This is a genomic window from Bifidobacterium sp. ESL0798 (genome assembly GCF_029395415.1).
GTDB lineage: Bacteria > Actinomycetota > Actinomycetes > Actinomycetales > Bifidobacteriaceae > Bifidobacterium.
Genome location: NZ_CP113914.1, coordinates 438,157 through 461,879 on the forward strand (window position 1 = coordinate 438,157; position 23,723 = coordinate 461,879).

Annotated in this window: 18 protein-coding genes; 16 read left to right on the top strand and 2 right to left on the bottom strand. The window is 59.2% G+C overall.

Features of this window, described 5'->3' with window-relative positions:
* From nudC to OZX74_RS01805, 16 genes are all read left to right on the top strand, one after another.
* On the top strand, positions 1 to 1,059 hold the full coding sequence (gene nudC / locus OZX74_RS01730) for an NAD(+) diphosphatase (protein ID WP_277156872.1): 1,059 nt from the start codon (positions 1 to 3) through the stop codon (positions 1,057 to 1,059).
* Between the two features lie 191 nt (positions 1,060 to 1,250).
* Positions 1,251 to 2,780 carry a L,D-transpeptidase gene (locus OZX74_RS01735; protein ID WP_277156873.1) on the top strand — a complete coding sequence of 510 codons (1,530 nt, stop codon included), beginning with the start codon at positions 1,251 to 1,253 and terminating at the stop codon, positions 2,778 to 2,780.
* Between the two features lie 294 nt (positions 2,781 to 3,074).
* A complete protein-coding gene (gcvH, locus tag OZX74_RS01740; protein ID WP_277157376.1) occupies positions 3,075 to 3,485 on the top strand; it encodes a glycine cleavage system protein GcvH in 411 nt (136 codons plus the stop codon).
* Positions 3,486 to 3,616: 131 nt separating this feature from the next.
* Positions 3,617 to 4,852 (top strand): phosphatase domain-containing protein, encoded by a 1,236-nt coding sequence (locus tag OZX74_RS01745; RefSeq protein WP_277156874.1) that lies wholly within the window; start codon positions 3,617 to 3,619, stop codon positions 4,850 to 4,852.
* Positions 4,853 to 4,891: 39 nt separating this feature from the next.
* Complete coding sequence (locus OZX74_RS01750; RefSeq protein ID WP_277156875.1) at positions 4,892 to 7,354, top strand: S9 family peptidase; 2,463 nt, start codon at positions 4,892 to 4,894, stop codon at positions 7,352 to 7,354.
* Positions 7,355 to 7,487: 133 nt separating this feature from the next.
* Positions 7,488 to 8,531, top strand: a complete 1,044-nt coding sequence (locus OZX74_RS01755; protein WP_277156876.1) for a 3-isopropylmalate dehydrogenase — start codon at positions 7,488 to 7,490, stop codon at positions 8,529 to 8,531.
* Positions 8,532 to 8,745: 214 nt separating this feature from the next.
* Entirely contained in the window at positions 8,746 to 9,411 is a 666-nt protein-coding gene (locus OZX74_RS01760) for a TM2 domain-containing protein (RefSeq protein WP_277156877.1), read from the top strand.
* Between the two features lie 124 nt (positions 9,412 to 9,535).
* On the top strand, positions 9,536 to 10,612 hold the full coding sequence (locus OZX74_RS01765) for a lipoate--protein ligase family protein (RefSeq protein WP_277156878.1): 1,077 nt from the start codon (positions 9,536 to 9,538) through the stop codon (positions 10,610 to 10,612).
* Between the two features lie 76 nt (positions 10,613 to 10,688).
* A complete protein-coding gene (locus tag OZX74_RS01770; RefSeq protein ID WP_277157377.1) occupies positions 10,689 to 11,408 on the top strand; it encodes a Crp/Fnr family transcriptional regulator in 720 nt (239 codons plus the stop codon).
* Between the two features lie 190 nt (positions 11,409 to 11,598).
* Positions 11,599 to 13,905 (top strand): transglycosylase domain-containing protein, encoded by a 2,307-nt coding sequence (locus tag OZX74_RS01775; protein WP_277156879.1) that lies wholly within the window; start codon positions 11,599 to 11,601, stop codon positions 13,903 to 13,905.
* 291 nt (positions 13,906 to 14,196) lie between these two features.
* Positions 14,197 to 14,994 carry a DeoR/GlpR family DNA-binding transcription regulator gene (locus OZX74_RS01780; protein ID WP_277156880.1) on the top strand — a complete coding sequence of 266 codons (798 nt, stop codon included), beginning with the start codon at positions 14,197 to 14,199 and terminating at the stop codon, positions 14,992 to 14,994.
* A 172-nt stretch (positions 14,995 to 15,166) separates the two neighbouring features.
* The gene (gene galT, locus OZX74_RS01785; protein ID WP_277156881.1) at positions 15,167 to 16,420 is read left to right on the top strand and encodes a galactose-1-phosphate uridylyltransferase; all 1,254 of its coding nucleotides are present in this window, start codon (positions 15,167 to 15,169) and stop codon (positions 16,418 to 16,420) included.
* Between the two features lie 103 nt (positions 16,421 to 16,523).
* Positions 16,524 to 17,789: a galactokinase gene (galK, locus tag OZX74_RS01790; protein WP_277157378.1), complete on the top strand. Its 1,266-nt coding sequence runs from the start codon at positions 16,524 to 16,526 to the stop codon at positions 17,787 to 17,789.
* A 276-nt stretch (positions 17,790 to 18,065) separates the two neighbouring features.
* Positions 18,066 to 19,241 (top strand): thiolase family protein, encoded by a 1,176-nt coding sequence (locus OZX74_RS01795; protein WP_277156882.1) that lies wholly within the window; start codon positions 18,066 to 18,068, stop codon positions 19,239 to 19,241.
* The gene (locus tag OZX74_RS01800) at positions 19,238 to 20,509 is read left to right on the top strand and encodes a hydroxymethylglutaryl-CoA reductase, degradative (RefSeq protein WP_277156883.1); all 1,272 of its coding nucleotides are present in this window, start codon (positions 19,238 to 19,240) and stop codon (positions 20,507 to 20,509) included. The genes OZX74_RS01795 and OZX74_RS01800 overlap by 4 nt, the downstream gene beginning before the upstream one ends.
* 33 nt (positions 20,510 to 20,542) lie before the next feature.
* Complete coding sequence (locus OZX74_RS01805; RefSeq protein WP_277156884.1) at positions 20,543 to 21,742, top strand: hydroxymethylglutaryl-CoA synthase; 1,200 nt, start codon at positions 20,543 to 20,545, stop codon at positions 21,740 to 21,742.
* Positions 21,743 to 21,800: 58 nt separating this feature from the next.
* Here OZX74_RS01805 and OZX74_RS01810 read toward each other — a convergent pair whose 3' ends face one another.
* Together OZX74_RS01810 and OZX74_RS01815 are read right to left on the bottom strand one after the other, a co-directional pair.
* Positions 21,801 to 22,679, bottom strand: coding sequence for an MFS transporter (locus tag OZX74_RS01810; RefSeq protein WP_348519560.1), 879 nt, complete (start codon positions 22,677 to 22,679; stop codon positions 21,801 to 21,803).
* A complete protein-coding gene (locus OZX74_RS01815) occupies positions 22,580 to 23,332 on the bottom strand; it encodes an MFS transporter (protein ID WP_277156885.1) in 753 nt (250 codons plus the stop codon). Before OZX74_RS01815 ends, OZX74_RS01810 begins: the two co-directional genes overlap by 100 nt.
* Positions 23,333 to 23,723: the final 391 nt, after the last annotated feature.

Below are 23,723 nucleotides of genomic sequence, written 5' to 3' on the forward strand. Positions count from 1 at the left end.
ATGGCTGCTTCGTTCTCATCGCTGGCGTTGACGCAGATGCTGCCCTTCTTGCCGCTCGCGCAGGGCGATATCGATTACCAGGCCGAACGCAGAAGCGACCCCAGTCTGATTGCCGATGTGCTCTCGCGTCCCTCGACCACCGTCATCTTCGTGCGTGACGGGCTTGTGGCCGTTCCCGACGGGCAAGCGGCACGGGTTGATTTCGAAACCACGAAGATGCGTCTGGCTACGGTGCCGGGCCAATACGTATTGCGTGAGCTTGGCGACAAGCTTGGTGATTGTGAAGAAACCGGTATCATCCCGATATTCCTCGGTAGCTATGGAGTTGGCAGCGAACACCCTCAGGCGGTCGTCGCCCTCGACGTTTCAGGATTTGCACAGAAAGGCGGTGGCGGTGCCGTGCAAACCCAAGTGCTCGGGCGCGCCTTGCAGCGTTTCGACTGGGTATCGTTGATGGGCTTCGCCCCGCATGCCTCGGCCCGTGAAGCAGGTGAGGCCACCACCGCGGTTGCGCTGAGCCGCTGGCACGACAACCAGAGATATTGCCCGTGCTGTGGTTGCCCGGTTCGTCCTGCAATGGCGGGATGGGCCCAGCAATGCGGCAACGCCGACTGCAAGGCTCACGAGTCCCTGCTGTTCGCCCGTATCGAGCCGGCTGTCATCGTCTCCATTGTCGACGGACACGATCGTTTGCTGTTGCAGCATAACAAGGCGTGGAAAGATCCATCGCACTATTCGGTATGCGCGGGGTTCGTCGAGGCCGGAGAAAGTCTTGAGCATGCCGCCAGGCGCGAGGCCGCCGAGGAAACGGGGCTTGCGCTCGGCGAGGTGAGGTATCTGGGTTCCCAGCCGTGGCCTTTCCCGGGTTCGCTGATGGTCGCATTCAAGGCGAGGGCCCTTGGCACGGATGTCAAGGTGGACGGATGTGAGACGCTCGACGCCCGTTTCCTGACCAGAGACGAATTCACCGAAGCGCTGGCCCAAGGCACGATGGCGGCTCCAGGCAAGGTGACCGTCGCCCGCTACATGATCGAGGAGTGGTACGGGCGGGAATTGTAGTGCCGAAATTGGTTGTTCCCCTCACATTCACTATTTTCAATATTGAGACGTCTTTCGGCTATCTGTTGAGACGTTTTGTTTTCGCGATATGGCGAGTGGCTTCGTTTCGCGCTTTGCGCAATACCGGGACGTCATATCTCTGGGATAATCTTGTACTTCAGTACGCTGAGAAGGGGTATGTGGAGGAAGTAATGAACAACGTGAACAACTACGGTAACGAGCCTGAGGCCTTGACGAGCGAAATGAGTCAAGCTGATATCGCCGCGCTGGGTATCGAGGCTCGTGTGCAACCCAAGAAGCAGGGGAAGCACCGTCTGGCGATCATCATCGCCGCCGTGGTTCTTGCGGTGCTGGTCATTGCTGTGGTGGCATCGTTCTTCGGTGCACGTTGGTATTACAAGGATAAGGCAGCTCCGGGAGTCCGTCTCGGTAACGTGGCCGTGGCCGGTCAGAACGCAGCCCAGCTGGAAAAGACCGTTGACCAGCAGGTGAACAACTCGAAGGTCATCATCGCCGACGGACAAGGCAAGAAAGCCTCCGCTTCTTTCAAGGACCTGGGCGTGAAGGTCGACACCGACAGGACGGTGCAGGACCTGCTGGCGGCCAAGGGCGAGGGCGCGGGTCGCGTCGTTCCCTTCCAGAAGGCCGACGTCAAGCTTGCCGCGAATGTCACCGATCTGCCGATTGACACGTACCTGACCAACACGTTTGTCAAGGACCACGACAAGGCCGTGCCTTCCAGCGTCGTCTTCGACGCCAACTCCAACGCCTTCGTGGCCAATGCGGGGCATGGCGGGCGCTCGCCGGAAATGAGCGGTGTCAAGAATTCCGTCAATACCCTGATCGCCGACCCGGGGCAGACCGAGTCCGTCAAGATTTCCTACAAGACCATCGACACCCCCATCACGCAGGCCACGGCCCAGAGTGCCGCGGAGTCCGCCAACAAGATCCTTGCCAACAAGATCGTCATCGGCAACGGCGATGCCGGCAAGTTCGAAGTGCCGGTCTCGCAGCTCGCTGCGTGGATCAAGCCTGACGCCGATTTGGAGAAGGGATCCATCAAACTCGACATCGACAAGAACGCGATCGTCAATTACATGAACACCGAGATGCCCAAGCAGCTCAACCAGGACATGGTCAGCCAGCAGGACATCGTCGACGGCTCGGGCAACGTGCTCGTGACCATGTCCAAAGGCGTCGACGGCGTCAAGGTCAAGGACGGCGGTGCTGTGGCCGATCAGGTCTACAACGCCATGACCAGCGGTCAGCCGGCCACCATCCAGGCGGCGGCGGACATCACCAAATTCGATGTCAAGCAGACCAAGTCCGAAATGCGCATCGTCGTCGATCGCTCCACGCAGACGGCGACCATCTACAAGGACGACCAGCAGGTGCAGTCCTTCCCCGTATGCACGGGTAAACCGGGCCATGAGACCAGCCTGGGCAACTACGTCATCAACGTGCGCTACACCGTGCAGACCATGCGCGGGCCGGGCTACGTCACTCCCAACGTGCAGTGGGTCAGCTACTTCAACGGCGGGCAGGGCTTCCATGGCGCCCCTTGGAATCCTACGGGCATCGGCACGGGTGACCCGGCCGGCCACGGTTCGCACGGCTGCGTCAACATGAACATCTCGGATGCCAAGTGGATCTTCGACAACTGCCCGCAGGGCACGCTGGTCCAGGTCGTGGGTGCTCAGCCTGGCGGTCCGGTGCGGTAAACGCGGGTCCGTCCGATTTCCAATGGTTAGGCGCTCTGTTTGTTTCGGCAAGCGGAGCGTTTAATCAATTTAAGGGCATCCGGCTGTATTCGGGTATTGTCTGCATTCGACGACTGCCAGGATGGCTGCAAAATCTTGAACTTTGATTGAAGGCTACAGCGCAAAACGACGGGTTTCGCGAAATGCAAAAACGGAAAGTGATTGATGCTGTAGTCTGGCAGTATGAGCGAAAACAGTATCAATGATTTTGACGAGACCGAAGAGGCCGGCAAGGCCGATACCTCTGATTCTGCGATGGCCAGTGGGGCTTCCAAAGCCGTCTCCTTGGACGTGCCCGATCACCTGCAATATTCCGCCGATCACGTATGGGTCGAGGATGTCGACGGTCTCGCTGTCATCGGACTGACCGAATACGCGGCCTCGCAGATGGGTGAAATCGTCTATGTCGATCTGCCCGAGGCGGACACCCCGGTGCGTGCCGGCGACGAAATTGTGGAAATGGAAAGCGCGAAAACCGTGCAAAACCTCATCTCGCCGGTCGAAGGCACCATCAAATACGTCAACCAGGCCGTTTCCGACGATCCTCAGGTCATCACCAACGACCCGTACGGCGAAGGCTGGATTCTGAAAATCGAAATGGATGACGACGAGCCGGAGTTGATTGATGCGGACCAGTACGTCGCCATGGTCCGTCGTGCGGAGTAATCGGCCGGAAACGCGGGATAATCGATCACTGATATTTCATAATTGATAATTAATATTGTTTCGTGGTAAATTGATAACCGAGTGATTTCATCGATACAGTAAATACATCCAGCGCGAACGAACGGAAACGAATGGTACGCAAACGCGTCACACAGCACGTCGACCCGGTACAAGCCGGTGAAATGCCCACAGTGCCGATCGAGGTGCACCGAGCTTCCACATCGTTTGATTCCGCGAAGACCATCGGTGCCTCGCCGCGTCGGTTCGGCGAGCCTTGGATCCAGGGCAGCCGAAAGATCATCACCGAAGGTTTCGGCGTGTGGACGCGATTTTCGACCAGTCTGGTGCGCAGGTGGGGTTGGTATCCGAAGGTCGAGCCCTATGCCGGCTATGGCACCGACGATTATGCCAGGCTCGTCTGCAGGACGGTGATGGCGCCGGGCGGCGCGCGTTCCGGCAAGCTGATACGTGGTATCCGAGGCATGTTTGCGGTGCCGGCAGCCAAGGTGCGCGTCAAGATCGAAATCGACGGTGTGCCGGTCAATCAGGTGCAGGTCGGGGTTTCCGAGATATACGACCGATACGATTCCTCCCGGAAAACAAGCTCGGTATACGCCGTTTCCGACAGTTCCGGATATCTTGATCTGGTGGCCGAGCGCGGCAACACCCCGGGCGTTCATGTGGTCTCCTATGAGGTCGCCGGCCGCAAAAAAGTCACTTCGGAGCTTTTTGTGGTGCCTTCCGGCACAAAAGTAGGCATCATCACCGATGTCGACGATACCATCATGGTCACTCAGGCCCCAAGCCCGATGAAAGCGGCCTATAATCTGTTCTTGATCAACCCCGCGAAACGCAGCACCGTGCCGGGAATGAGCGCGCTGTTCACGCGGCTGGCCGACATGATGCCGGATGCGCCGTTCTTCTATCTGTCGACCTCGCCGTGGAACATCGAAAGTTCAATTCGCAATTTCATCGCCGAGCAGGGCTATCCGGCCGGTCCGTTGCTGTTGCGCGACCTCGACCCGCGGCCCAAGACCTTCGTTCCCTCCGGAGTCGAGCACAAGCTTCAGTTCGCCGAGCAGCTGATGGAGGATTTTCCGGATATGAAATTCATCCTCATCGGTGACGACGGGCAGAAGGACCCGATGACCTACGCCACAATCGCACGACGCCATCCCGGCAGGGTGCTGGCCATCGCCATCCGCGAGTTGAGCCCGAGCGAGTCTTCGGCGTTGGAGCAAATCGCGGGATTCACGGCTACACAGCCGATGCCGGTTACCGACGTTCCCGTTTTCATCGGCACCACAGGGGCCAACATCATGAAGACGATGCTGCCGTACTTGCGCCAGATATTGGGCATCCGCTAGATTTTGCCGTTCGTTCGATGAGTTATAGGCTTGATGCTTATGACTGATGAAACGAACATGGCGGCCTCGACGCGGCACGCCGATACCCCCGCTGTTCCGCAAGCCTTGTGCAGACCGCACGCGCGTAGCGTTCACGGCGATACGTTCATTGACCCCTACGAGTGGATGCGCGACAAGAATTCACCGGAATTGCAACGCTTTGTGCGTGAGGAAAACGAATATTACCAGGCCCGCACGGCCGGTTTCGACGGACTGAAACGCCGCCTGTTCGAAGAGCTCAAGTCACGGGTCGACGAGACGGACATGTCCGTGCCGACGCGGATGGATGGCTATTGGTATTTCGTGCGCACCCAGGAAGGCAAACAATACGGAGTGCAGTGCCGCCTGCCGATCGCAGGGCCGGATGATTGGGATCCGCCGCAAATCAAAGCCAGCGACGCTCCGGGGGCGAATCCCGGGGAGCAGGTCGTTTTCGATCCGAACGTCGAGGCGAAAGGCCATGATTTCTTCCGTCTGGGCGGGCTTGACCTGACCCGCGACGGCCGTTGGCTGCTCTACGGCACCGACACCGCAGGCAGCGAACGCTATGATTACCGCATCCGCAGCCTCGAGGACGGCCACGAGCTGCCCGAAATTTTCAAGAGTATTGCCGAGGCCTGCTTCACACCCGACGGCAAGTGGGTGTTCTACACGATGCTCGACCAATCCTGGCGGCCATATGCGGTTTGCCGGCACCGGGTCGGCACGCCTGTCGATGATGACGTTGAGGTGTTCCGCGAATCCGACGAACACTTCTGGATCGGCGTCGGGCTGAGCTTCGACGAACGCAACATGGTCATCGGCTGCTCGTCCAAGACCACCAGCGAGGTGCTGATGCTGCCGGTCAGCGACCCCGAAGGCGAGTTCCGGGCGTTCATCCCGCGGCAGGAAGGCGTCGAATACGATGTCAGTTTCGCCAGCTTCGAAGGCGCGGGCGTTGGCGGGACCGATATCCCGCTGGCACTGGTCTATCACAACGCAAACAACCCGAATTTCGAAGTGGATGTGCTCGATCTGAAGTTGCACGAGCCGCCATATCAGCTCGGTGAGGGAGTGGTCGTGGCCCAAGGGTCGCCGTATGGCTGCGAACGCGGCAACCTTGTGGAACCCGGGGCTTCCGGCAAGCGTGTGGATACTCCTTATTGGAATATAGTGAACCCGTCCATATTGCAAGGCGCTCGCGGGCTTGGTATCGAAGGCATCGCCATGTATCGCAATTTTGTGGTGCTGAGTTATCGCAAAGACAGTCTTCCGCACATCGCGGTGATGCCCAAAGACGAGGCTCTGCAGGACTTTCTGGCGCACCGTTCGTGGTGTTTCCGCGAGTTGCGGCCGGACGTGGAAGGCGGCAATGAATGCCTGTACTCCATCGGTGCCGGCGGCAACCCTTCTTATGACGTGCCGCGCCTGCGCTATTCGTTCTCGAGCTATACGCAGCCGGGCCAGCTTCGTGAACTCGATGTGGCCACCGGCAAAAGCAGGCTGCTCAAGCGGGCGAAGGTGCGCGGCGGCTTCAACGCGGCGGACTATCGAGAACGGCGTATCTGGGTGCGGGTGCGCGACGGCGAGCTGGTGCCGGTTTCCTTGGTCTGGCGGCCGGATCGATGCAAGGCCATGGCTGCGTTGGGCACGGATTTGACTGGCATTGATGTGCTGGATGCCGCCGGCGACAAGTCCGATGAGCACCGGTTCTCCTCTGCTGCCGCCGGCCCGATGTTCATCACCGGTTACGGGGCCTACGAGGCCGACAGCGACCCCGGTTTTTCCGTGGCGCGAGTGAGTATGCTCGACCGTGGCGTGCTCTACGCCGTGGTGCATGTGCGTGGCGGCGGCGAGATGGGCCGTGCCTGGTATGAGCAGGGAAGAAGGCTTCATAAACGTAATACGTTCAATGATTTCGTGGATGCCACCCGAGCCTTGCAGCGGGCCGGACTTGCCGATCCGAAACGCAGCGTCGCCAATGGTGGTTCAGCGGGAGGCCTCTTGATGGGTGCCGTGGCGAACATGGCTCCGGAATGCTACGCGGGCATCGAGGCCGACGTGCCGTTTGTGGACGCGCTCACCTCGATTCTCGACCCGTCGCTGCCCCTGACGGTCACCGAATGGGACGAGTGGGGCGATCCGCTTCACGACAAGGCCGTCTATGACTATATGAAGTCGTATTCCCCGTACGAAAACGCGCCGTTCGGCCATTGGCAGGGGGATACCGATTCGGAAAAGGAAAGCGGGAAACCTGCCAAGCGTTTCCCGAAGATTTTCGCCACCACTTCGCTGAACGATACCCGTGTGCTCTACGTCGAACCGCTGAAATGGATCGCCCGTCTGCAATCGCAGGGCGTCGACGCCATCGCGCGCATCGAGGTCGAGGCCGGTCACGGTGGGACTTCCGGGCGCTACAAGCAGTGGCAGGAAGTCAGCGACGAAAACGCCTGGTGTCTTCATACCATGGGAATTGACGAATAACCAAGATCCGGTGCGATTGAAAATTAATGCGCTTTGAGATAGACATAACCATGGTCTTGGCATGATTCGAGAGAATGTCCATTTGCTGGACCATATAGTGGACAGTGCCGAATTCGGTACTAACGTCGCGGCTATGAGCACTAAAAAAACATATCATATCGCCGTCATTCCAGGCGACGGCATTGGCAAGGAAATCATTCCTCCTGCCCAGCAGGTCATGGAGAAGGCTACGCAGGGTGTGGCCGATTTCGAGTATGAGGACTTCGACCTCGGCTCCCAGCGTTATGTGCGTGATGGGGCTGTGCTGCCTGACGAGGACCTCGAGCGTATCAAGAAAACCGACGCCATTCTGTTGGGGGCCATTGGCGACCCTCGGCTTGACGTACCGGCCGGCTTACTTGAACGTGGTTTGCTGTTGAAACTGCGTTTCGATCTTGACCAGTATGTCAACCTGCGCCCGTCCAAGCTCTACAAAGGTGTCGAGTCCCCGTTGAAGAACCCGGGCGACATCGATTTCGTCGTGGTGCGCGAAGGCACCGAAGGCCTCTATTGCGGCGCAGGCGGCGCGATCCGCAAGGGTACGCCCCACGAGGTGGCCACCGAGGTCTCCATCAACACGGCCTACGGCGTCGAGCGCGTGGTGCGTTACGCCTTCGACCTGGCGATGAAACGCAAGAAGCACGTCACGCTGGTGCACAAGAAGAACGTGCTGATCAACGCCGGCGATATGTGGCAGCGCATCGTTGACAAGGTGGGCGAGGAATACCCCGAGGTCAGCCACGATTACCTGCACATCGATGCGACCACCATCTTCATGGTCACCGAGCCGTCCCGCTTCGACGTGATCCTGACCGACAACCTCTTCGGCGACATTATCACCGACGAGGCCGGTAGCGTGGTCGGCGGCGTCGGCTATTCGGCGTCCGGCTGCATCAACGCAACGAACGAGTATCCTTCGATGTTCGAGCCGATCCACGGCTCCGCCCCTGACATCGCCGGCAAGGGCATCGCCAACCCGACCGCGACCATCCTCTCCACTGCGATGCTGCTGCGTCACCTTGGCATGGATGAGCCCGCCGCGCGTATCGAAACGGTCGTTGAGGACGATATCGCCGAAAACGCGCAGAAGACGCGCACCACCGCCGAAGTCGGACGGGATATTCTGGCGCGGCTGTGACGTCTCAAATAAAGTAAAAAATAATACAATATATTAAATAATAAGTTCGTAGAATATATTGATATTCATCGGTTTCGGGTGCTTTTCGCTAGTGGGAGCACCCGATTCTTTTTTAAAGAAAATGGTCTGAAAATGATAACGGCATCTTGATTTTTCAGTCGGTTTTCAGCGTTCTCGCATGATGGTTTCGACCGTTTGGGCTAGGCTTAAGACTATGAACAATACACCAGATCCACAAGGCGGCCAACCCGGGGCGCAAAACCCCCAGGGTCCTGACAATCAGCAAGGTTCCAACGTTTCGCAGGGCCAACAGGGCGGAGCTTACGGGCAATATCAAGGCCAGAGCGAGCAATATGGCCAGGCCGACTACGGCCAGGCCGGTGCTTCGCAATCCAGCCAGCAGCCGAATTATGCTCAGCCCAACTACGGACAGCCGCAGCAGTCGCCGTATAGCCAGCCGAATTACGGCCAGGCCGGTTATGCCCAGTCCGACTACGGACAGCCGAATTACGGTTATGCCCCTGGTGGCTACAGCGATCCATATTCTGCGCAGAACCAGAACGCCTACCCGCAAGGTCAGCCTTATGCCCCGCAATATGGCCAGCCGGAGCCGCTGCCTTACGGCTACCAGCCCAGAAGCAAGATGGCTGCGGGACTGTTGGGCATTTTCCTGGGATGGTTGGGCGTCCATAATTTCTATCTCGGTTTCTATGGCAAGGCCATCGCCCAGCTGCTGTTGACCCTGATCGGTTGGATACTCTTCGGGCTCGGTCCCATCGCGGCCTTCATCTGGGGGCTGATCGAAGGCGTGCTGATCCTCAGTTCAAACTACGGTTCGCCTTGGCACAGGGACGCCAAAGGAATGGAACTGCTGGAATAGCGCGCTTTAGCCGTTCATAGGCAAGGTTTGAGGAATCTGAACCTTGAGGTTGATCTGTTGTTTTGGTGCGGTGCGGAACGTGTTGTCGGCGTTTTCGCACCGCCTTTTGATATGGTGATGATTGATGCGAGGCGAATACAAGACCCCCGGTGGCAAGCTGGTTGGGGTCGATGTCGTGGTGGACGCGGCCGGTAAGCCGGTAACCTGTACGATTGACGGCGATTTTTTCGTCCTGGGCGACGACGATGACGCCGCACGGGCCATGCTTGCGGATCTCGGAGCAGCCCTTGTCGCAGGCTCGCCGTTGGACGACGTATTCCGTCGCTATCCGTCGCTCGGACTGGCAGGTGTCGACGCCGCCGCGATATCGAAGGCCTACCAAAGAGCTTTGCGGAAAGAAGAAAACGGTTCTTCAAGCGAAAAGGGCCGTTCAATTTGTGCAAATGTTGGCGTTGACGATGTTTCAGACATATTGACGTCAAATACCGACGCTTTTCATCAAATCCGTAAAAAGCGTTGGAGTTCGTTGCGCCCGCAGGTGGTGCATGACGTCACCCGCACTCCTGTCGAACAGATGGAGACGGATGAGGATTGGGCGCGGCAGGTGGCTGCCGGTCAGAGGGCTGCGACGTTGCGGTTTTGGCATTGGGCGGGGCCGGCCGTCGTGGTCGGCAGGTTCCAATCCATCGAGCGTGAGGTGGACATACGAGCCGCGCGGCAGGAGGGTTTTGACATCGTCCGTCGCAGCACGGGCGGTGGTGCGATGTTCATTAAACCGGGTGACGTCATCACCTATTCTCTCTATGCGCCCAAGGGGTTTGTCGCGAGCCTCCCCGTCGATGAATCGTTCCGTTTGTGCGACCAATGGCTGGTCGATGCGCTTCGGGATCTCGGCATTGACGCGTTTTTCAGCGGCACCAACGACATCGCTTCGGCACAGGGCAAGATCGGCGGCGCGGCACAGCGCCTCTTCCCTCCGGTCGGCGGCGGGCCGGGGGCATTGCTGCACCATGTCACCCTTGCCTACGACATCGACGAGGAGAATATGGGAAGGATGCTCAAAACCTCTTCGGAAAAGATGAGTGATAAATCCGTCAAATCGGCCGTCAAACGTGTTGCACCTATCAAACGGCAAAAAAATATTCCATTTGAAACACTTTTCTCTTACCTCGAAACGTATGCCAAACTGAGCTACAATTGAGATAGATTTGAGTTCGACCAGTTTCAAGGCAATGAGTTTCTGGTAATACGACGGTTAATATTTTTTTTGGAGGTGCATTCTCGTGGCAAGTCCGAATGGGGCAAATGAAGCGGACAATGAACTTCTGCAAACGACATTGTTCAAGCATGTCTCTCACGCCAATGCGGAGGAGCTCATGCCATTCATGAAGCGCGCGGAATTCGAGAAGGGTGATTACATCTTTCATGAAGGTTCCACCGATCAGCGCATGTATCTGCTGGAAAGCGGGAAAGTAAAGCTCACCCGTGAGGCCAGCGACAATCGTGTGCAGCTGTTGAGCATCCATACCCGCGGCGAGATTCTGGGAGAGATTCCGGTTTTCGATCCCGCCGGCGGCCCTCGCACGGCTTCGGCCATCGCGATGAACAACGGCACGCAGGTTGGCTGGCTCGAGCATGACACCCTCTTCGCGTGGCTCAACAAGTATCCGCGCGTGGCTGTGGATATGCTGCAGGTGATGGCCAACCGCATGCGCGCGAACAACGAGCAGATTTCCGACCTTGTATTCATGGATGTTCCCGCGCGACTGGCCAAGACGCTGCTCGATCTGGCTTCGCGTTTCGGCGAGCCCGTGGAATCCGGCGTGAAGGTGCCGCACGACCTGACGCAGGAAGAGATGGCCCAGCTGGTCGGTTCCTCGCGTGAGACGGTCAACAAGGCGCTGATGGACTTCGCCAATCGCGGATGGATCGCCCGTGAAGGCCGCGCCATCATCATCTACCAGCCCGGTGCGCTGATTCGTCGTTCCCGTCATTGATCATCGCTTCGTAATAGTTCTGAGATATATGTCGCGGCTCGTTGCCTCATGGCTCCGAGCCGCGATTTTTTTATGGTTCGTTCGGCCGATTTTCCGCAATCTCCCAGACTCTCCCGGATGAAGTACGCAATAGGCGATAAGGCTACGCAATTGGCCGTTTCGGTAGAGGCGATATCCTAGAATGAACACCATGCCTGAAATGAAGAACAACCTCACGGTGAGGCGCGTGATTGCTTTGCTGTTGACCTATGTGACCCTTTGCATCGCCGGTGGCGTCGTCGGTGGTATGTTCTTCATCCCCGGAGTGCTTGGACTCAACGGCATGGCCCGTACCGTCGCACCGACGCTGAAAACCGAGGACATCGATTTCGACGTCACCAGCCTGCCGCAGAAATCCACCATCTACGCGTCCGACGGCAAAACCGTCATCGCCTCCTTCTACGCGCAGAACCGCACCGTAGTCCCGTTGCGACAGGTCTCGCAGCCCATGCAGCAGGCCGTGGTCGCCCGTGAGGACCGCCGTTTCTTCGAGCATGCGGGCGTGGATATGCAGGGCGTGCTTCGAGCCTTCGTCCAGACATTCATCAAGCACGGCGATACGCAGGGTGGTTCATCGCTGACGCAGCAGTATGTCAAGAACGTACTGCTTATCCAGGCGAAGGAAAAGAACGATCCCATCGCCGAATACCACGCTTCGGAAGACACCATCGCCCGTAAGGTACGCGAGATGCTGATCGCCGTGCAGATGGAGAAGCAATACAGCAAGGCCGAGATTCTGCAGGGATACTTGAACATCGCCCAGTTCGGGCGCAACAACCTGTACGGCGTCGAAACCGCGGCGAAGCGCTACTTCAACGTCTCCGCCTCCAACCTCAACATCGGCCAGGCGGCCACCATCGCGGCCATCACCAAAAACCCGGCGAGGTACGATCCTTCGGTGGCCCAGAACCAGCCCGAAGCGCAGAAACAGCGCAACATCGTCCTCGATCTGATGCTGCAGCAGCATTTCATCTCGCAGTCCGACCACGACAAATTCCGCGCCCAGCCCATAGCCAGCACGCTGAACCTGCAGAACAACTCCACACAGGTCGGCTGCCAGGCCGCCGGTGATGCGGGGTTCTTCTGCGATTACGCTACCAAGCAGATTCTCAACTCCAAGGAGTTCGGCAAAACCGCCAAGGAGCGCACCAAGCTTCTGAACGAAGGCGGGCTCAGCATTTACACCACGATGGACATTCACGCCAATGCCGACGCCATGCAGGCCGCGCGCGACACGATTCCGCCGGCAGACCCCAGCGGCTTCGAGGTCTCGATAGCCGCCATCAAACCGGGAACCGGCGAGGTGCTCGGCTTCGGCATCAACCGCACTTATGACCCCACCGATGCCGCGAAAAGCGACCCCACACGCACGGCCATCAACTATGCCGTCGATCAGAAAGACGGGGGCGGTGCCGGCTGGGAAGTCGGTTCGACGTGGAAGCCCATCAACATGGTGGCGTGGATGCAGCAAGGCCGGTCCATCACCGACATCGTGCATCCCAAGGGCCTTTATCCCAAACATTCCTTCGCATGCCCGGGCTATTCCGGCACTGCCAACGGCTGGTCTCCAAAGAATTCGGAGGGCGGTGTCGGAGGCTCGGAATCCGTGCTCGACGGCCTTGTCCATTCGCACAACACCACACAGGCGGCCATGATCGATCAGATCGGGATGTGCCCGGTCATCGATGCTGCGAAGACCGTGGGCTATCATCAGGCACCGGTCGGGGACACGTTGTTCTCCTCCAAGAACTGGCCCGGCCCGCTGATCATCGGCACGGTCGCGGCCTCCCCGCTGACCATGGCCAACGTGTATGCCACCATCGCGGCCAACGGCGTGGAGTGCACGCCGATCGCCCTGAAGAAGGTCATCAACAAACAGGGCAAGTCCTTGAAGGTGCCCAGCGCCAACTGCCATCAGGCCATCGAACCGGCGATCGCACAGACCACGGCCTACGCGATGAACCAAGGCGTCATCCGTTCCGACGGCCAGGCCAAGAAGGCTCAGCTCGACAACGGACGCAAGACCTTCGCCAAGACCGGCACCAACGAGCAGACGCGTATGCTCACTTCCGGCTTCATTCCGGGCCAGGTGGCGACCTTCGTCTCCGTGGGCAACGCGGAATACAACGTCTCCTTCTCCGGTAAGACCATCAACGGCCGCTCCCACGGCTACTGGTACGGCGCCGACATCGCCACCCCGGCGTGGACGGAGTTCATGAACAAGTACCTTGCGGACATCAACGCGCCGATCGACAACAGCTACGGCAACCCGGACCCGAAGTACATGGGCGGTGCCAGCGTTTCCGCCGATGCCAGCAGTCAGGGCAATTCCGGCAACGGATATTCGTATAGACGTACCTACCAGAGGACCGAAACGCAGAATGAGGAGCAGCCGCAGGTCGAGCAGCAGGATCTCGACGAGGGGCAGGCCCAGCCTCAGACAGATGACGGGCAGTAAGCCAGAACGTTTGTGGTGTATTGTTCGCAGTTTGCAATACGTGGTTTTGTCGCGTTCTTGTTTGCATAGCGTTATCGTCTTTTGCCGTCCTCCGATATGGTTTTGATGGCTTCGCGCGTCCGTAACCCAATAGATTCGGGCGGATTTGATCCTTACGATTTGAACATTTTTGTTTTATTTGCTGTGGGAATATAGGGTTATCGTTGCTAAAATGTTCGATTTTGGTAAAACGACCGAATGAAACGCTCAGGCTGGTTTGTTTGATGCTCGTATTTGTGCGATAATGTTCATATGATTTCGTCACAACGGCAGCATTTGATCTTAAGCAGGCTTCGCACCCGAGGCGCTGTACGTATCACCGCCCTTTCCAAGGAGCTCGGCGTCTCGGCCATGACGGTGCGTCGTGATATCGCCGACCTCGCCGACAAGGGGTTGCTCAAGCGCGTCCATGGTGGGGCGGTGACTACGAGCACTCTGCTGAGCGAACCTCTGTTCTCCGTCAAATCGCAGATGGACATCGGGCTCAAGGACTCGATCGCGCAGGAAGCTGTCAAATACGTCTCGCCCGGTGACGTCATCGCCATCGGCGGCGGTACGACGTCATATATCTTCGCCCAGCATCTGCTGGAAAGCCAACGCGCGAGCAATATCACCATCCTCACCAACTCCATACCGGTGGCGGAACTGGTGCAGGCGCTGGAAAGCAAGGACGTCGAGGTCATCGTCACCGGCGGCGTGATCACCCGTTCGAACTCCCTGGTCGGCCCGATTTCCGACAAGGTCATCGAATCGCTTCGTGTCAACACCGTATTCCTGGGTACGCATTCCGTCTCGGTGCCACGCGGTTTCCTGATGCCGAATTCGCTCGAGGCCGCCACGGACATGGCCATGATGGATATCGCCGACAAGACCATCATCTTGACCGACCACACCAAATGGAGCTGCACCTCGCTTTCCCTCTTCGCACGTTTCGACCAGGTCGACACCCTCATCACCGACGACGGGCTCGACCCGACTTCGGCAGAGGAGACGCGCAAGTTGGTCAAACACCTGATCCTGACCAAAGGCCCGGGGCAGGTCGAGGACTGAATGGCCGTGATCGGCCGGTCGATATGTCGCAAGCAACAAGCTGCAAGGTTGCAAAAGAAGCATGGCGGCAATCGTCTGGCAGGTTCTGGCAAAACGCGAGGTCGACGGCAAACGTCGCGAACGGCGGAAACCGAAGGCTTGATGATATGGAAACCCATACAAAGGAACAGCAATGAAGCAGGAACAATTCAAGTATTATCGTCCCGGAACATATGCGTGTGAGCATATCCGCATCACACCCACCACGCTGGCGGACGGGCGCGATTTCTTCTATCTGGACGACGACCCGGAATATGTTTCCGGAGCCAAGACCCGTGAGCTCGTCGATCCGCGGCCGCTGGCCGACCGGTTCGCCCCGCATCTTGACGCCGACGGCAACGAAGTGCCGTACGCCGAGCCGATCATGCGCCGCGACCCGCTGACCGGAGACTGGATTCCGATGGCCGCGGCACGCATGAACCGGCCGATCACCGCCGGACCGGGGGCCACGGCCAAAGGCAACCCGCTGGCCGCACGCAAGCCCGGCGACCCCTACCAGGACGGGGAAGTGCCCGACACCGATTACGACGTGGTCATCTTCGAAAACCGTTTCCCTTCGATGGTGCAGGTACCCGGCGTGCCGGACGTGGTCACCGACGTCGACGGCAATGCGCTGTGGCAGCAGAAGCCTGCGTCCGGGCGTTGCGAGGTCATCTGCTTCGACCCCAACGAAAACGGACTGCCGGCCGACCTGCCGGTCTCCCGCCTGCGCACCGTCGTGGAGGCGTGGGCCTTCCGTACTTCCGAGATCTCGCATATGGACGGCATCGAGCAGATCTTCCCCTTTGAGAACCACGGCGCCGAAATCGGCGTCTCGCTGGCGCACCCGCACGGCCAGGTCTATTGCTACCCGTTCATCCCGCCAAAGATGGAAACCGAGCTGCAACACACGCAGGCCTACCACGAAAAGAACGGCGGCAACCTGCTGCGCGATATCATGAACGCCGAGCTTGAGGCCGGCACCCGCGTGGTGATGCGCAATTCCAGTTGGGTCGCCTACGTGCCGGCCGCCGCGCGCTGGCCATTGGAAGTGCACGTCGCCCCGGTGCGCGATGTCTTGACCCTCGACGAGCTCAACGATCAGGAACGCTGGGACTTGGCCTCGATGTATTCGCATCTGCTGCGCCGTGGCAACGCCTTCTTCGATAAGGGCGACGGCAAGGGCATGGACCTGCCCTACATTTCCGCATGGCATCAGGCGCCGATCCACGACTCGCGCCGCGAGAACTACCGGCTCAACCTGCAGTTCTTCTCCTTCCGCCGCGCCGCCAACAAGATCAAGTACCTGGCCGGAAGCGAATCGGGCATGGCCGCGTGGGTTAGCGACACGACGCCGGAACGCATCGCCGCCCGCTTCCACGAGCTCGGTCCGATCGATATCGACTGAGCCGGCCGGCTTCGCTGCTGCCGCGCCGCCTTCAGTATCGTTACCATCGTTACCACCATCATCTCCGTCATATTCATTCCATGGAGGAAATCAAATGAGCACTATCAGAGACGTCCAATACCTTGAGCCGTTTGATGCCAAGGAGGCTGTCGGCGAAGTCGCCGAGCTCTTTGTCGACACGTTCGGCGAGGCCCCCGCTGGCGTGTGGAGCGCGCCCGGGCGCGTGAACCTGATCGGCGAGCATACCGACTACAACGCCGGGCTCTGCCTGCCCATCGCCCTGCCGCACCGCACGTTCATCGCCGTGGCTCCCAAGGAAAGCGGCGTGGTGCGTGTCGTCTCCAGCTTTGGCGACCGCAAGCCCGTCGCCGTCGACCTTGACGGCCTCAAAGCCCGGGATGTCAAGGGTTGGGCCGCCTATCCGATCGGCGTGGCTTGGGCGCTGCGCGAGGCCGGATTCGACGCGGTGAAAGGCTTCGATGCCGCGTTCGTCTCCTGCGTTCCCGTCGGTGGCGGGCTGAGCTCGTCGGCCGCGATGACCTGTTGTACCGCGCTCGCACTCGATGACATTTACCATCTCGGCTTCGGCGGAAGCGACGAAGGCCGCGTCACGCTGATCCAGGCCGCGATGAAAGCCGAAAACGACATGGCCGGAGCCTCGACCGGCGGTCTTGATCAGAACGCTTCCATGCGTTGCACCCCTGACCATGCGCTGCTTCTGGATTGCCGTCCGGAGCTTGACGCTCTGCACAGCGTCTCGCAGCAGCCGTTCGACCTTGAATCGCTCGGGCTTGAGCTGCTCGTGGTCGACACCCAGGCCAAGCACCAGCTCAACGACGGCCAGTACGAGGCGCGTCGCAGTGCCTGCGAAGAAGCCGCGAAAGCGCTTGGCGTTGAAAACCTGCGGGTGATCGCCGACCGTATCTCGCAAGATGCCGGTGATGACGCCGATGCCGCCCAGGCCGCGTTGCGCGATGTGCTGGGCAAGCTCGGCGACGAGACGATGAAGAAGCGCGTGCGCCACGTCGTCACCGAAATCTGGCGTGTGCCGAAATTTGTCAAGGCATTCGCGGCGGGGAATGTCAAGGAGGCCGGACGCTTGTTCAACGCCTCGCACGATTCACTGGCCCAAGACTACGAGGTCACCGTCCCCGAGCTGGATGTGGCGGTCGACGTCGCCCGCAAACACGGTGCGTACGGTGCCCGCATGACCGGCGGCGGTTTCGGCGGATCCATCATCGCGCTGGTCGACAAGGGCCAGGGCCGTGCGGTGGCGCAGGCCATCGCCGACGAGTTCGCGCATCGTGGTTTCCATGCTCCGCGTGCTCTGGCGGCCGTGGCTTCCGATTCGGCACATAAGGAGTCATAAATACGAGAATCGAAAACAAATTGTAATGATATTGCAAGCATGAAACGACTTTTGACGGATAAAACGAGAATGATGACGCCGAAGTTGTGATGAACTTGCGATATCGGTAAAGGGGCTGTGAACGCTGGTGGAGATAGCGTCACAGCTCCTTTCGTATCCGTATGGTCCTCACTTAGTCTGGCAAGCGCTAGGGAGGATTGTGCGTATGTGCTTGTGTGATTGGGGTTTGGTTCGGAGTACGGGTGCCGTGATTCTCGGATTTGTCGGGGTGGGCCGATGAACGGGGCGCGGCTTCGAGGCAATGACGTGGTCATCGCCGCTTCGTGGCGTACGGCAACCGGAAGATTCCGCGGCGCGTTAAGCGATATGAGCGCGGTGGATATGGCCACCGACCTGACCAAGCGAGGATTGCGGCGTTCCGGTCTGTCCGCCGACATCTTCGATCAGGTGATTCTGGGCAACGTGCTCGGCACCGGCTTAAAACAGAACGTCGCGCGGCAGGTGCAGCTCGGCGCAGGCATGCCGATGTCCGGCACGGCCATGACCGTCAATCAGGTCTGCGGTTCCGGGCTCAAGGCCGTTCGTCTGGCCCAGAGCGCCGTTATGATGGGCGATGCGGACGTGGTGCTGGCGGGGGGCACTGAAAGCATGTCGAACGCGGCCGCCTTCGCACGTCGGATCGGCAAGAATGAATTCGACGTCGACCATTGGCATGACACCTTGCACTATGACGCGCTCAACGACGCCTTCGGCGATTACGCGATGGGGGTCACCGCCGAAAACCTCGCGCAACATTTCGGCGTAAGGCGGGACGAACTCGACCGCTACGCGTTCGACTCGCAGCGCAAGGCCGATGTGGCTTGGAACGCCGGCTGTTTCGACGGCGAAGTGCTGCCGGTCGGAGGTCTGGAGCGCGACGAGACCATGCGACCCGGCACGACCCTCGAGGGGCTCGCCAAACTCAGGCCGGTGTATCGCTCGGATGGCATGGTCACCGCGGGCAATGCTTCTCCGTTGAGCGACGGGGCAGCGGTGACGGTGGTCACTACGGCTGGGAAGGCACACGAACTCGGCCTGACGGCGCAAGCGGTGATTCGAGGGTACGCCGAGGTCGGTTATCGGCCCGATCAGATGGGCTACGCCACGATTCCGGCCATCGAAAAACTGCTGGAACGCTGCGGGCAAGAGGTTTCCGACATCGATTTGTATGAAGTCAACGAGGCGTTCGCCACCCAGGCGTGGCTGACGCGCGAAGTGCTGGGCATCGACCCCGGGCGTTACAACATCTCCGGTGGGGCGCTCGCGCTGGGGCATGCGCTCGGGGCGAGCGGCGCCAGGATCTTGACTACACTGGTGCATAACCTGCGTCGCACAGGCAAGCGTTTCGGCATCGCGGCGCTGTGCGTAGGCGGCGGGCAAGGCGTGGCCATGGAAGTGGAGAATATACGATGACGAAATTCTATGAGCTTTCCACAGCCGAGCGGCTTGCGCAACTACGCGACGAAGGTGCGATCGACGACGATGATTTGCCGGTGTTGACCGACGAGCCGGCGCTGCCGACTGGTGTGGCCGCCAATATGGTCGAAAACCAGATCGGCAATTTCCCCGTTCCGCTCGGTCTGGCCGATCATTTCGTCATCGATGGCGAGGCGTTGCGGGTGCCGATGGCCGTCGAGGAGCCTTCCGTCATTGCGGCCGCAGGCAATGCCGCGCATCGCATCGCCCGTGCCGGCGGTTTTCGCACGTCGGTGCATCGTGACGGCATCACCGCCCAGATAGTGTTTACCGGTATTCCTGAGGATTTCGAGGTTCTGCAAACATTTGTGCATGAGCGCGAGGCGGAAATCCGCAAGGTCGCGCACGACGCACACCCCAGTCTGCAAACGTATGGGGGAGGGTTGCGCAACATCAGTGTTTCGGTGGTGTGCGGCAAGGGTTTTTCCGAAATCGATTTGCTGATCGACCCGGGCGATGCGATGGGCGCGAACGTGGTCAACACCATTGCCGAAGCGGTCGCAAAGTATTGTGTCAAGCGGCTTGACGGGCTCGACCTCTTGATGGCCATCCTTTCCAACGATACCCAAAACCAGCGTGCGCGGGCGCAGGCGCGTATCGATTTCGACAGCTTGGCGACCCGCGATATGGACGGCTCAGAGGTCGCCCGGCGTATCGTTGCGGCAGCCCGTTTCGCCGAAATCTCGCCGTTGCGAGCGGCCACGCACAACAAAGGCATCATGAACGGCATCAACGCGGTGGTGCTCGCCACCGGCAACGACACCAGAAACATCAACGCCGCGGCCTATGCCGATCTGAATGACCAACGCAGGACCTGGACGAAATGGTCTGTCGACGAACAATGCCGACAACTGGTCGGAAGTATCGATATTCCGTTGCCTTTGGGCAGCGTCGGCGGCGCGATGTCAACGTTGCCGATGGCCAAGCTGAGCCTGAAACTGCTGCACCGGCCTGATGCATCGCGGCTCATGGGTATCGTCGCCAGCGTCGGTCTGGCCTCCAACTGTTCGGCGATGCGGGCGCTGGTGACCCGAGGCATTCAGGAAGGTCATATGAATCTTCAGTTCAAAAGCCTTGCGATGTCCGCAGGAGCGAGGCCGGAGGAGCTGGCGCCAGTGGTGTCGGGGCTTCGTGCCGATCCGGCACATGCCAGCTTGGAAACCGCGGCAAATCTGCTTACCCAACTACGTAATGCATTGAAGTAATCGCAGTAAAAACAAACACGAAACGGACGAGTCATGACACAGGAATCCAACCAGGCCGACAATGTCAAGGCCGGTATTGATAAAATCAACTTCTACACGCCCAACCACTATCTTGACCTGGTCGATCTGGCCGAAGCCCGCGGCGTGGATCCCAACAAATACCTCATCGGCATCGGGCAGAACAGGATGTCGGTGGCCGCGCTCGACCAGGACGTCGTCGCCATGGCCGCCAACGCCGCCGAGCCGATACTTTCCGATGACGATCGGCAGGAAATCGGCATGCTGATTGTCGCCACGGAAAGCGGCATTGACCAGTCCAAGGCCGCGGCGCTTTTCGTTCAGGATCTGCTGGGATTAACCGCCGATCTTCGTGCCATCGAAATCAAGGAAGCCTGCTACGGCGCGACCGCCGGCATCCAGCTCGCGTGTGATTATGTGCGCTGTCATCCCGGGCGCAAGGTTCTGGTCATTGCCTCCGACATCGCGCGTTACGGTCTTGATACGCCTGGCGAGGTGACGCAGGGGGCAGGAGCGGTGGCGATGCTTGTCACGCGTGACCCCGGCATCCTTGCCATTGAGCCGGAATCGCTGTACGCAAGCCGCAGCACCGGCGATTTCTGGCGTCCCAACTATTCCACCGAGGCTTTCGCCCGCGGCAAATTCTCCGAGGAAGTCTATGTCGGCATGTTCTCCGATCTTTGGGACAAGGCCCAGCAGCAGGGCTTGGCCGATCCGGAACATCTGCAGGCGCTGCTCTTCCACATCCCGTTTTCGAAAATGGGGCGCAAGGGCCTGCGAACGCTGGGCAATGGCAAGATTTCCGAGGCTAATTACAACCGGCTGACCGAGCGCTTCGAACGGAGCATCGTCTATGGCAAGGAGGTCGGCAACATCTATACCGGCTCGATCTATCTCGCTCTGCTTTCGCTGCTCGACAATGACGAAAGCCTCCAGGCGGGCGACCGCATCGGCCTGTTTTCCTACGGGTCCGGTTCTGTGGCGGAACTCTATTTCGGCACGCTGCAGCCCCGTTACCGAAATCGTTTGGATGCGCAGGGCCACCGCGCCTTGCTCGATGCACGCGAGCGTTTGAGCATGGCCGAATACGAGGCGATGTTCAGCGCCCGACTGGTGACGGACGGCTCCGAGCAGAATCTTGAACGCAGCGACTCGGCCGCAGGGGCCTCTCACTATCTGGCAGGCATGAAAAAGCACGAACGTCAGTATCGCTGAGATTGCGATGCTACTCATGGGCCTCCAAAGTCAGGGCAGGTAACCTACCGGTTTTCCATTAATTCTTCTCTGCCGTGCCGGTAGCGTTTGGGTTGGATTCCACTGTTACGCTTGCGGTTTCTTCCACCGTATCCCCGCTCGGGGATTGAACGACGGAGGATTCCATGGAGACCTCGGTTTCCGGCCTGAGCTTGGCCTCAAGCTTTTTCACGATTTCCTCGTGCCTGCCTTCCGTCAAGGTGACCTTCAGCGCGAAGACGATTGCCGAGATCACGATGAGGACCAGTGGCATATAGAGCATGAAACCTTTGAACTGGGTCACTCCGGTATTCGAGATATCGGCAGCTGTGGCCGAACCGGTCATACCCGCCGACACGGCGGCGAAGCTGACGACGGCCGTCGAGAATGATCCCGCAAGTTTGTCGATCAACGGGCGGACGGTGAGCGTGACGGATTCGTTGCGCGTTCCCAGTTTGAGCTGGCCGTATTCCACGCAGTCCGAGATGGTGTTGAGCACCACTAGGAACACCAGCGGTTGCGCCACATAGCACAGCCCTGTCGCCACCAAGGCCAGCGTGACGCTGCGTCCGGAGAAGATGAAGAGGATGTAGCCCACCACTTCGACGACGACGGAATACAGATAGACGCGCTTGCGGGTGACAAGCCGTTGCAGGGTGGGGAAGCTGACAACGGCGAGGATGCCCAGCACGGCTTCGACCACGCCCACCAGCGAATACGATTCCGGCTTGCCCAGAACGTAACGGAAGTAATAGACGATCATGGAATTGGTCGTGGAGAACCCGAAGGCGAAGAGCAGATAGGCCAGGGCCGTCCACATCAGCTGGTCGTTTTTGCCGATGATACGGAAGATGTCGCGGAACGAGGTCTTCTGGGTGTTCTCCTGATGGCGTCCTGCCCCTCTTGAGTGCCCCAGCAGGTGAGCAGCGCGCCGATCAGCGAGAGCGCGGCGATCACGATGGCGAATCCGATCCAGCCGGCGCGGGTCTGTTCGCTGCCTTGCGTATGTGCGAAAATGTGCGAGAACCAGACATTAAGCGGTACCAGAACCACGGCGACACCCGTGCCGCCCAAAGTCGAGCCGAAACGGGCGATGGAGCTGATGCTCGCGCGGGAATCGGAGTCCAGGCTCAGCGATGGCAGCAGGCCCCAGAACGCGACGTCAAGCACGGAATAGGAGAAGTCGGCGATGACGAACACGATGACGAACAGCACCAGATAGACAATGGGGTGGGTTGCGGTGAGTCCAAAGAAATTGAAGAAGATCAGCACCAAGGCGATGGAGCTGATGCTGGCCCCGCCCATGATCCACGGTTTGAACTTTCCCCATCGAGTGTGGGTGTTGTCGACCAAAGCGCCCAGAAACGGATCGAAGAAGATCTCTACGACACGAATGGTGACGACCAATGTGGTGATGATCCCGATCAGCCAGGCGTTGACCTGACCGCCGTTCGGCGTCTCCAGAAGCTGGCTGGTGACAAAAGTGATGAAATACGTCGTCAATGCCGCATAGAAGGCATCGTGCCCGAACGCGCCGAATGCGTAGGTGATGGATTGCTTTAATTTGCTCATGTTGTTCCCCTTCTTGTTCTGTCTGCGAAAGATGGTGCCACTACGCTCCCATGGCTTTCGAATAAGGTTGTCTTTCTTCTTGTGTCTTCGAGGGCATGCATTCCGGCACCTCTGCCTCATGCGGCCCTGCATGTCCGGGCAATCATGGATCGCCGGTTTTGGAGCCCATCCTGCCCATCGCTGTGTTCCTTTCGATCCGCGTTGACTGCCATATGTGCTTCGTTACAACAGCTTTCCTAAGTATTATGTGCCCGCAAAGCCGCGGCGATGCGGCAATGACGTGGGCTGATTGCGTGATTTTGTTGTTTGTTTGTGATGGTTCGTGGCACTTTGTAACGGCATAGACGCGCTTCAGACGGTTTGGCGGCGCCCTGTCCGGTCACAAAATCGA

Coding starts and splice junctions, on each gene's coding strand:
- nudC (WP_277156872.1), top strand. CDS start 1: ATGGCTGCTTCGTTCTCATCGCTGGCGTTGACGCAGATGCTGCCCTTC.
- OZX74_RS01735 (WP_277156873.1), top strand. CDS start 1,251: ATGAACAACGTGAACAACTACGGTAACGAGCCTGAGGCCTTGACGAGC.
- gcvH (WP_277157376.1), top strand. CDS start 3,075: ATGGCCAGTGGGGCTTCCAAAGCCGTCTCCTTGGACGTGCCCGATCAC.
- OZX74_RS01745 (WP_277156874.1), top strand. CDS start 3,617: ATGGTACGCAAACGCGTCACACAGCACGTCGACCCGGTACAAGCCGGT.
- OZX74_RS01750 (WP_277156875.1), top strand. CDS start 4,892: ATGACTGATGAAACGAACATGGCGGCCTCGACGCGGCACGCCGATACC.
- OZX74_RS01755 (WP_277156876.1), top strand. CDS start 7,488: ATGAGCACTAAAAAAACATATCATATCGCCGTCATTCCAGGCGACGGC.
- OZX74_RS01760 (WP_277156877.1), top strand. CDS start 8,746: ATGAACAATACACCAGATCCACAAGGCGGCCAACCCGGGGCGCAAAAC.
- OZX74_RS01765 (WP_277156878.1), top strand. CDS start 9,536: ATGCGAGGCGAATACAAGACCCCCGGTGGCAAGCTGGTTGGGGTCGAT.
- OZX74_RS01775 (WP_277156879.1), top strand. CDS start 11,599: ATGCCTGAAATGAAGAACAACCTCACGGTGAGGCGCGTGATTGCTTTG.
- OZX74_RS01780 (WP_277156880.1), top strand. CDS start 14,197: ATGATTTCGTCACAACGGCAGCATTTGATCTTAAGCAGGCTTCGCACC.
- galT (WP_277156881.1), top strand. CDS start 15,167: ATGAAGCAGGAACAATTCAAGTATTATCGTCCCGGAACATATGCGTGT.
- OZX74_RS01795 (WP_277156882.1), top strand. CDS start 18,066: ATGAACGGGGCGCGGCTTCGAGGCAATGACGTGGTCATCGCCGCTTCG.
- OZX74_RS01800 (WP_277156883.1), top strand. CDS start 19,238: ATGACGAAATTCTATGAGCTTTCCACAGCCGAGCGGCTTGCGCAACTA.
- OZX74_RS01805 (WP_277156884.1), top strand. CDS start 20,543: ATGACACAGGAATCCAACCAGGCCGACAATGTCAAGGCCGGTATTGAT.
- OZX74_RS01815 (WP_277156885.1), bottom strand. CDS start 23,332: ATGAGCAAATTAAAGCAATCCATCACCTACGCATTCGGCGCGTTCGGG.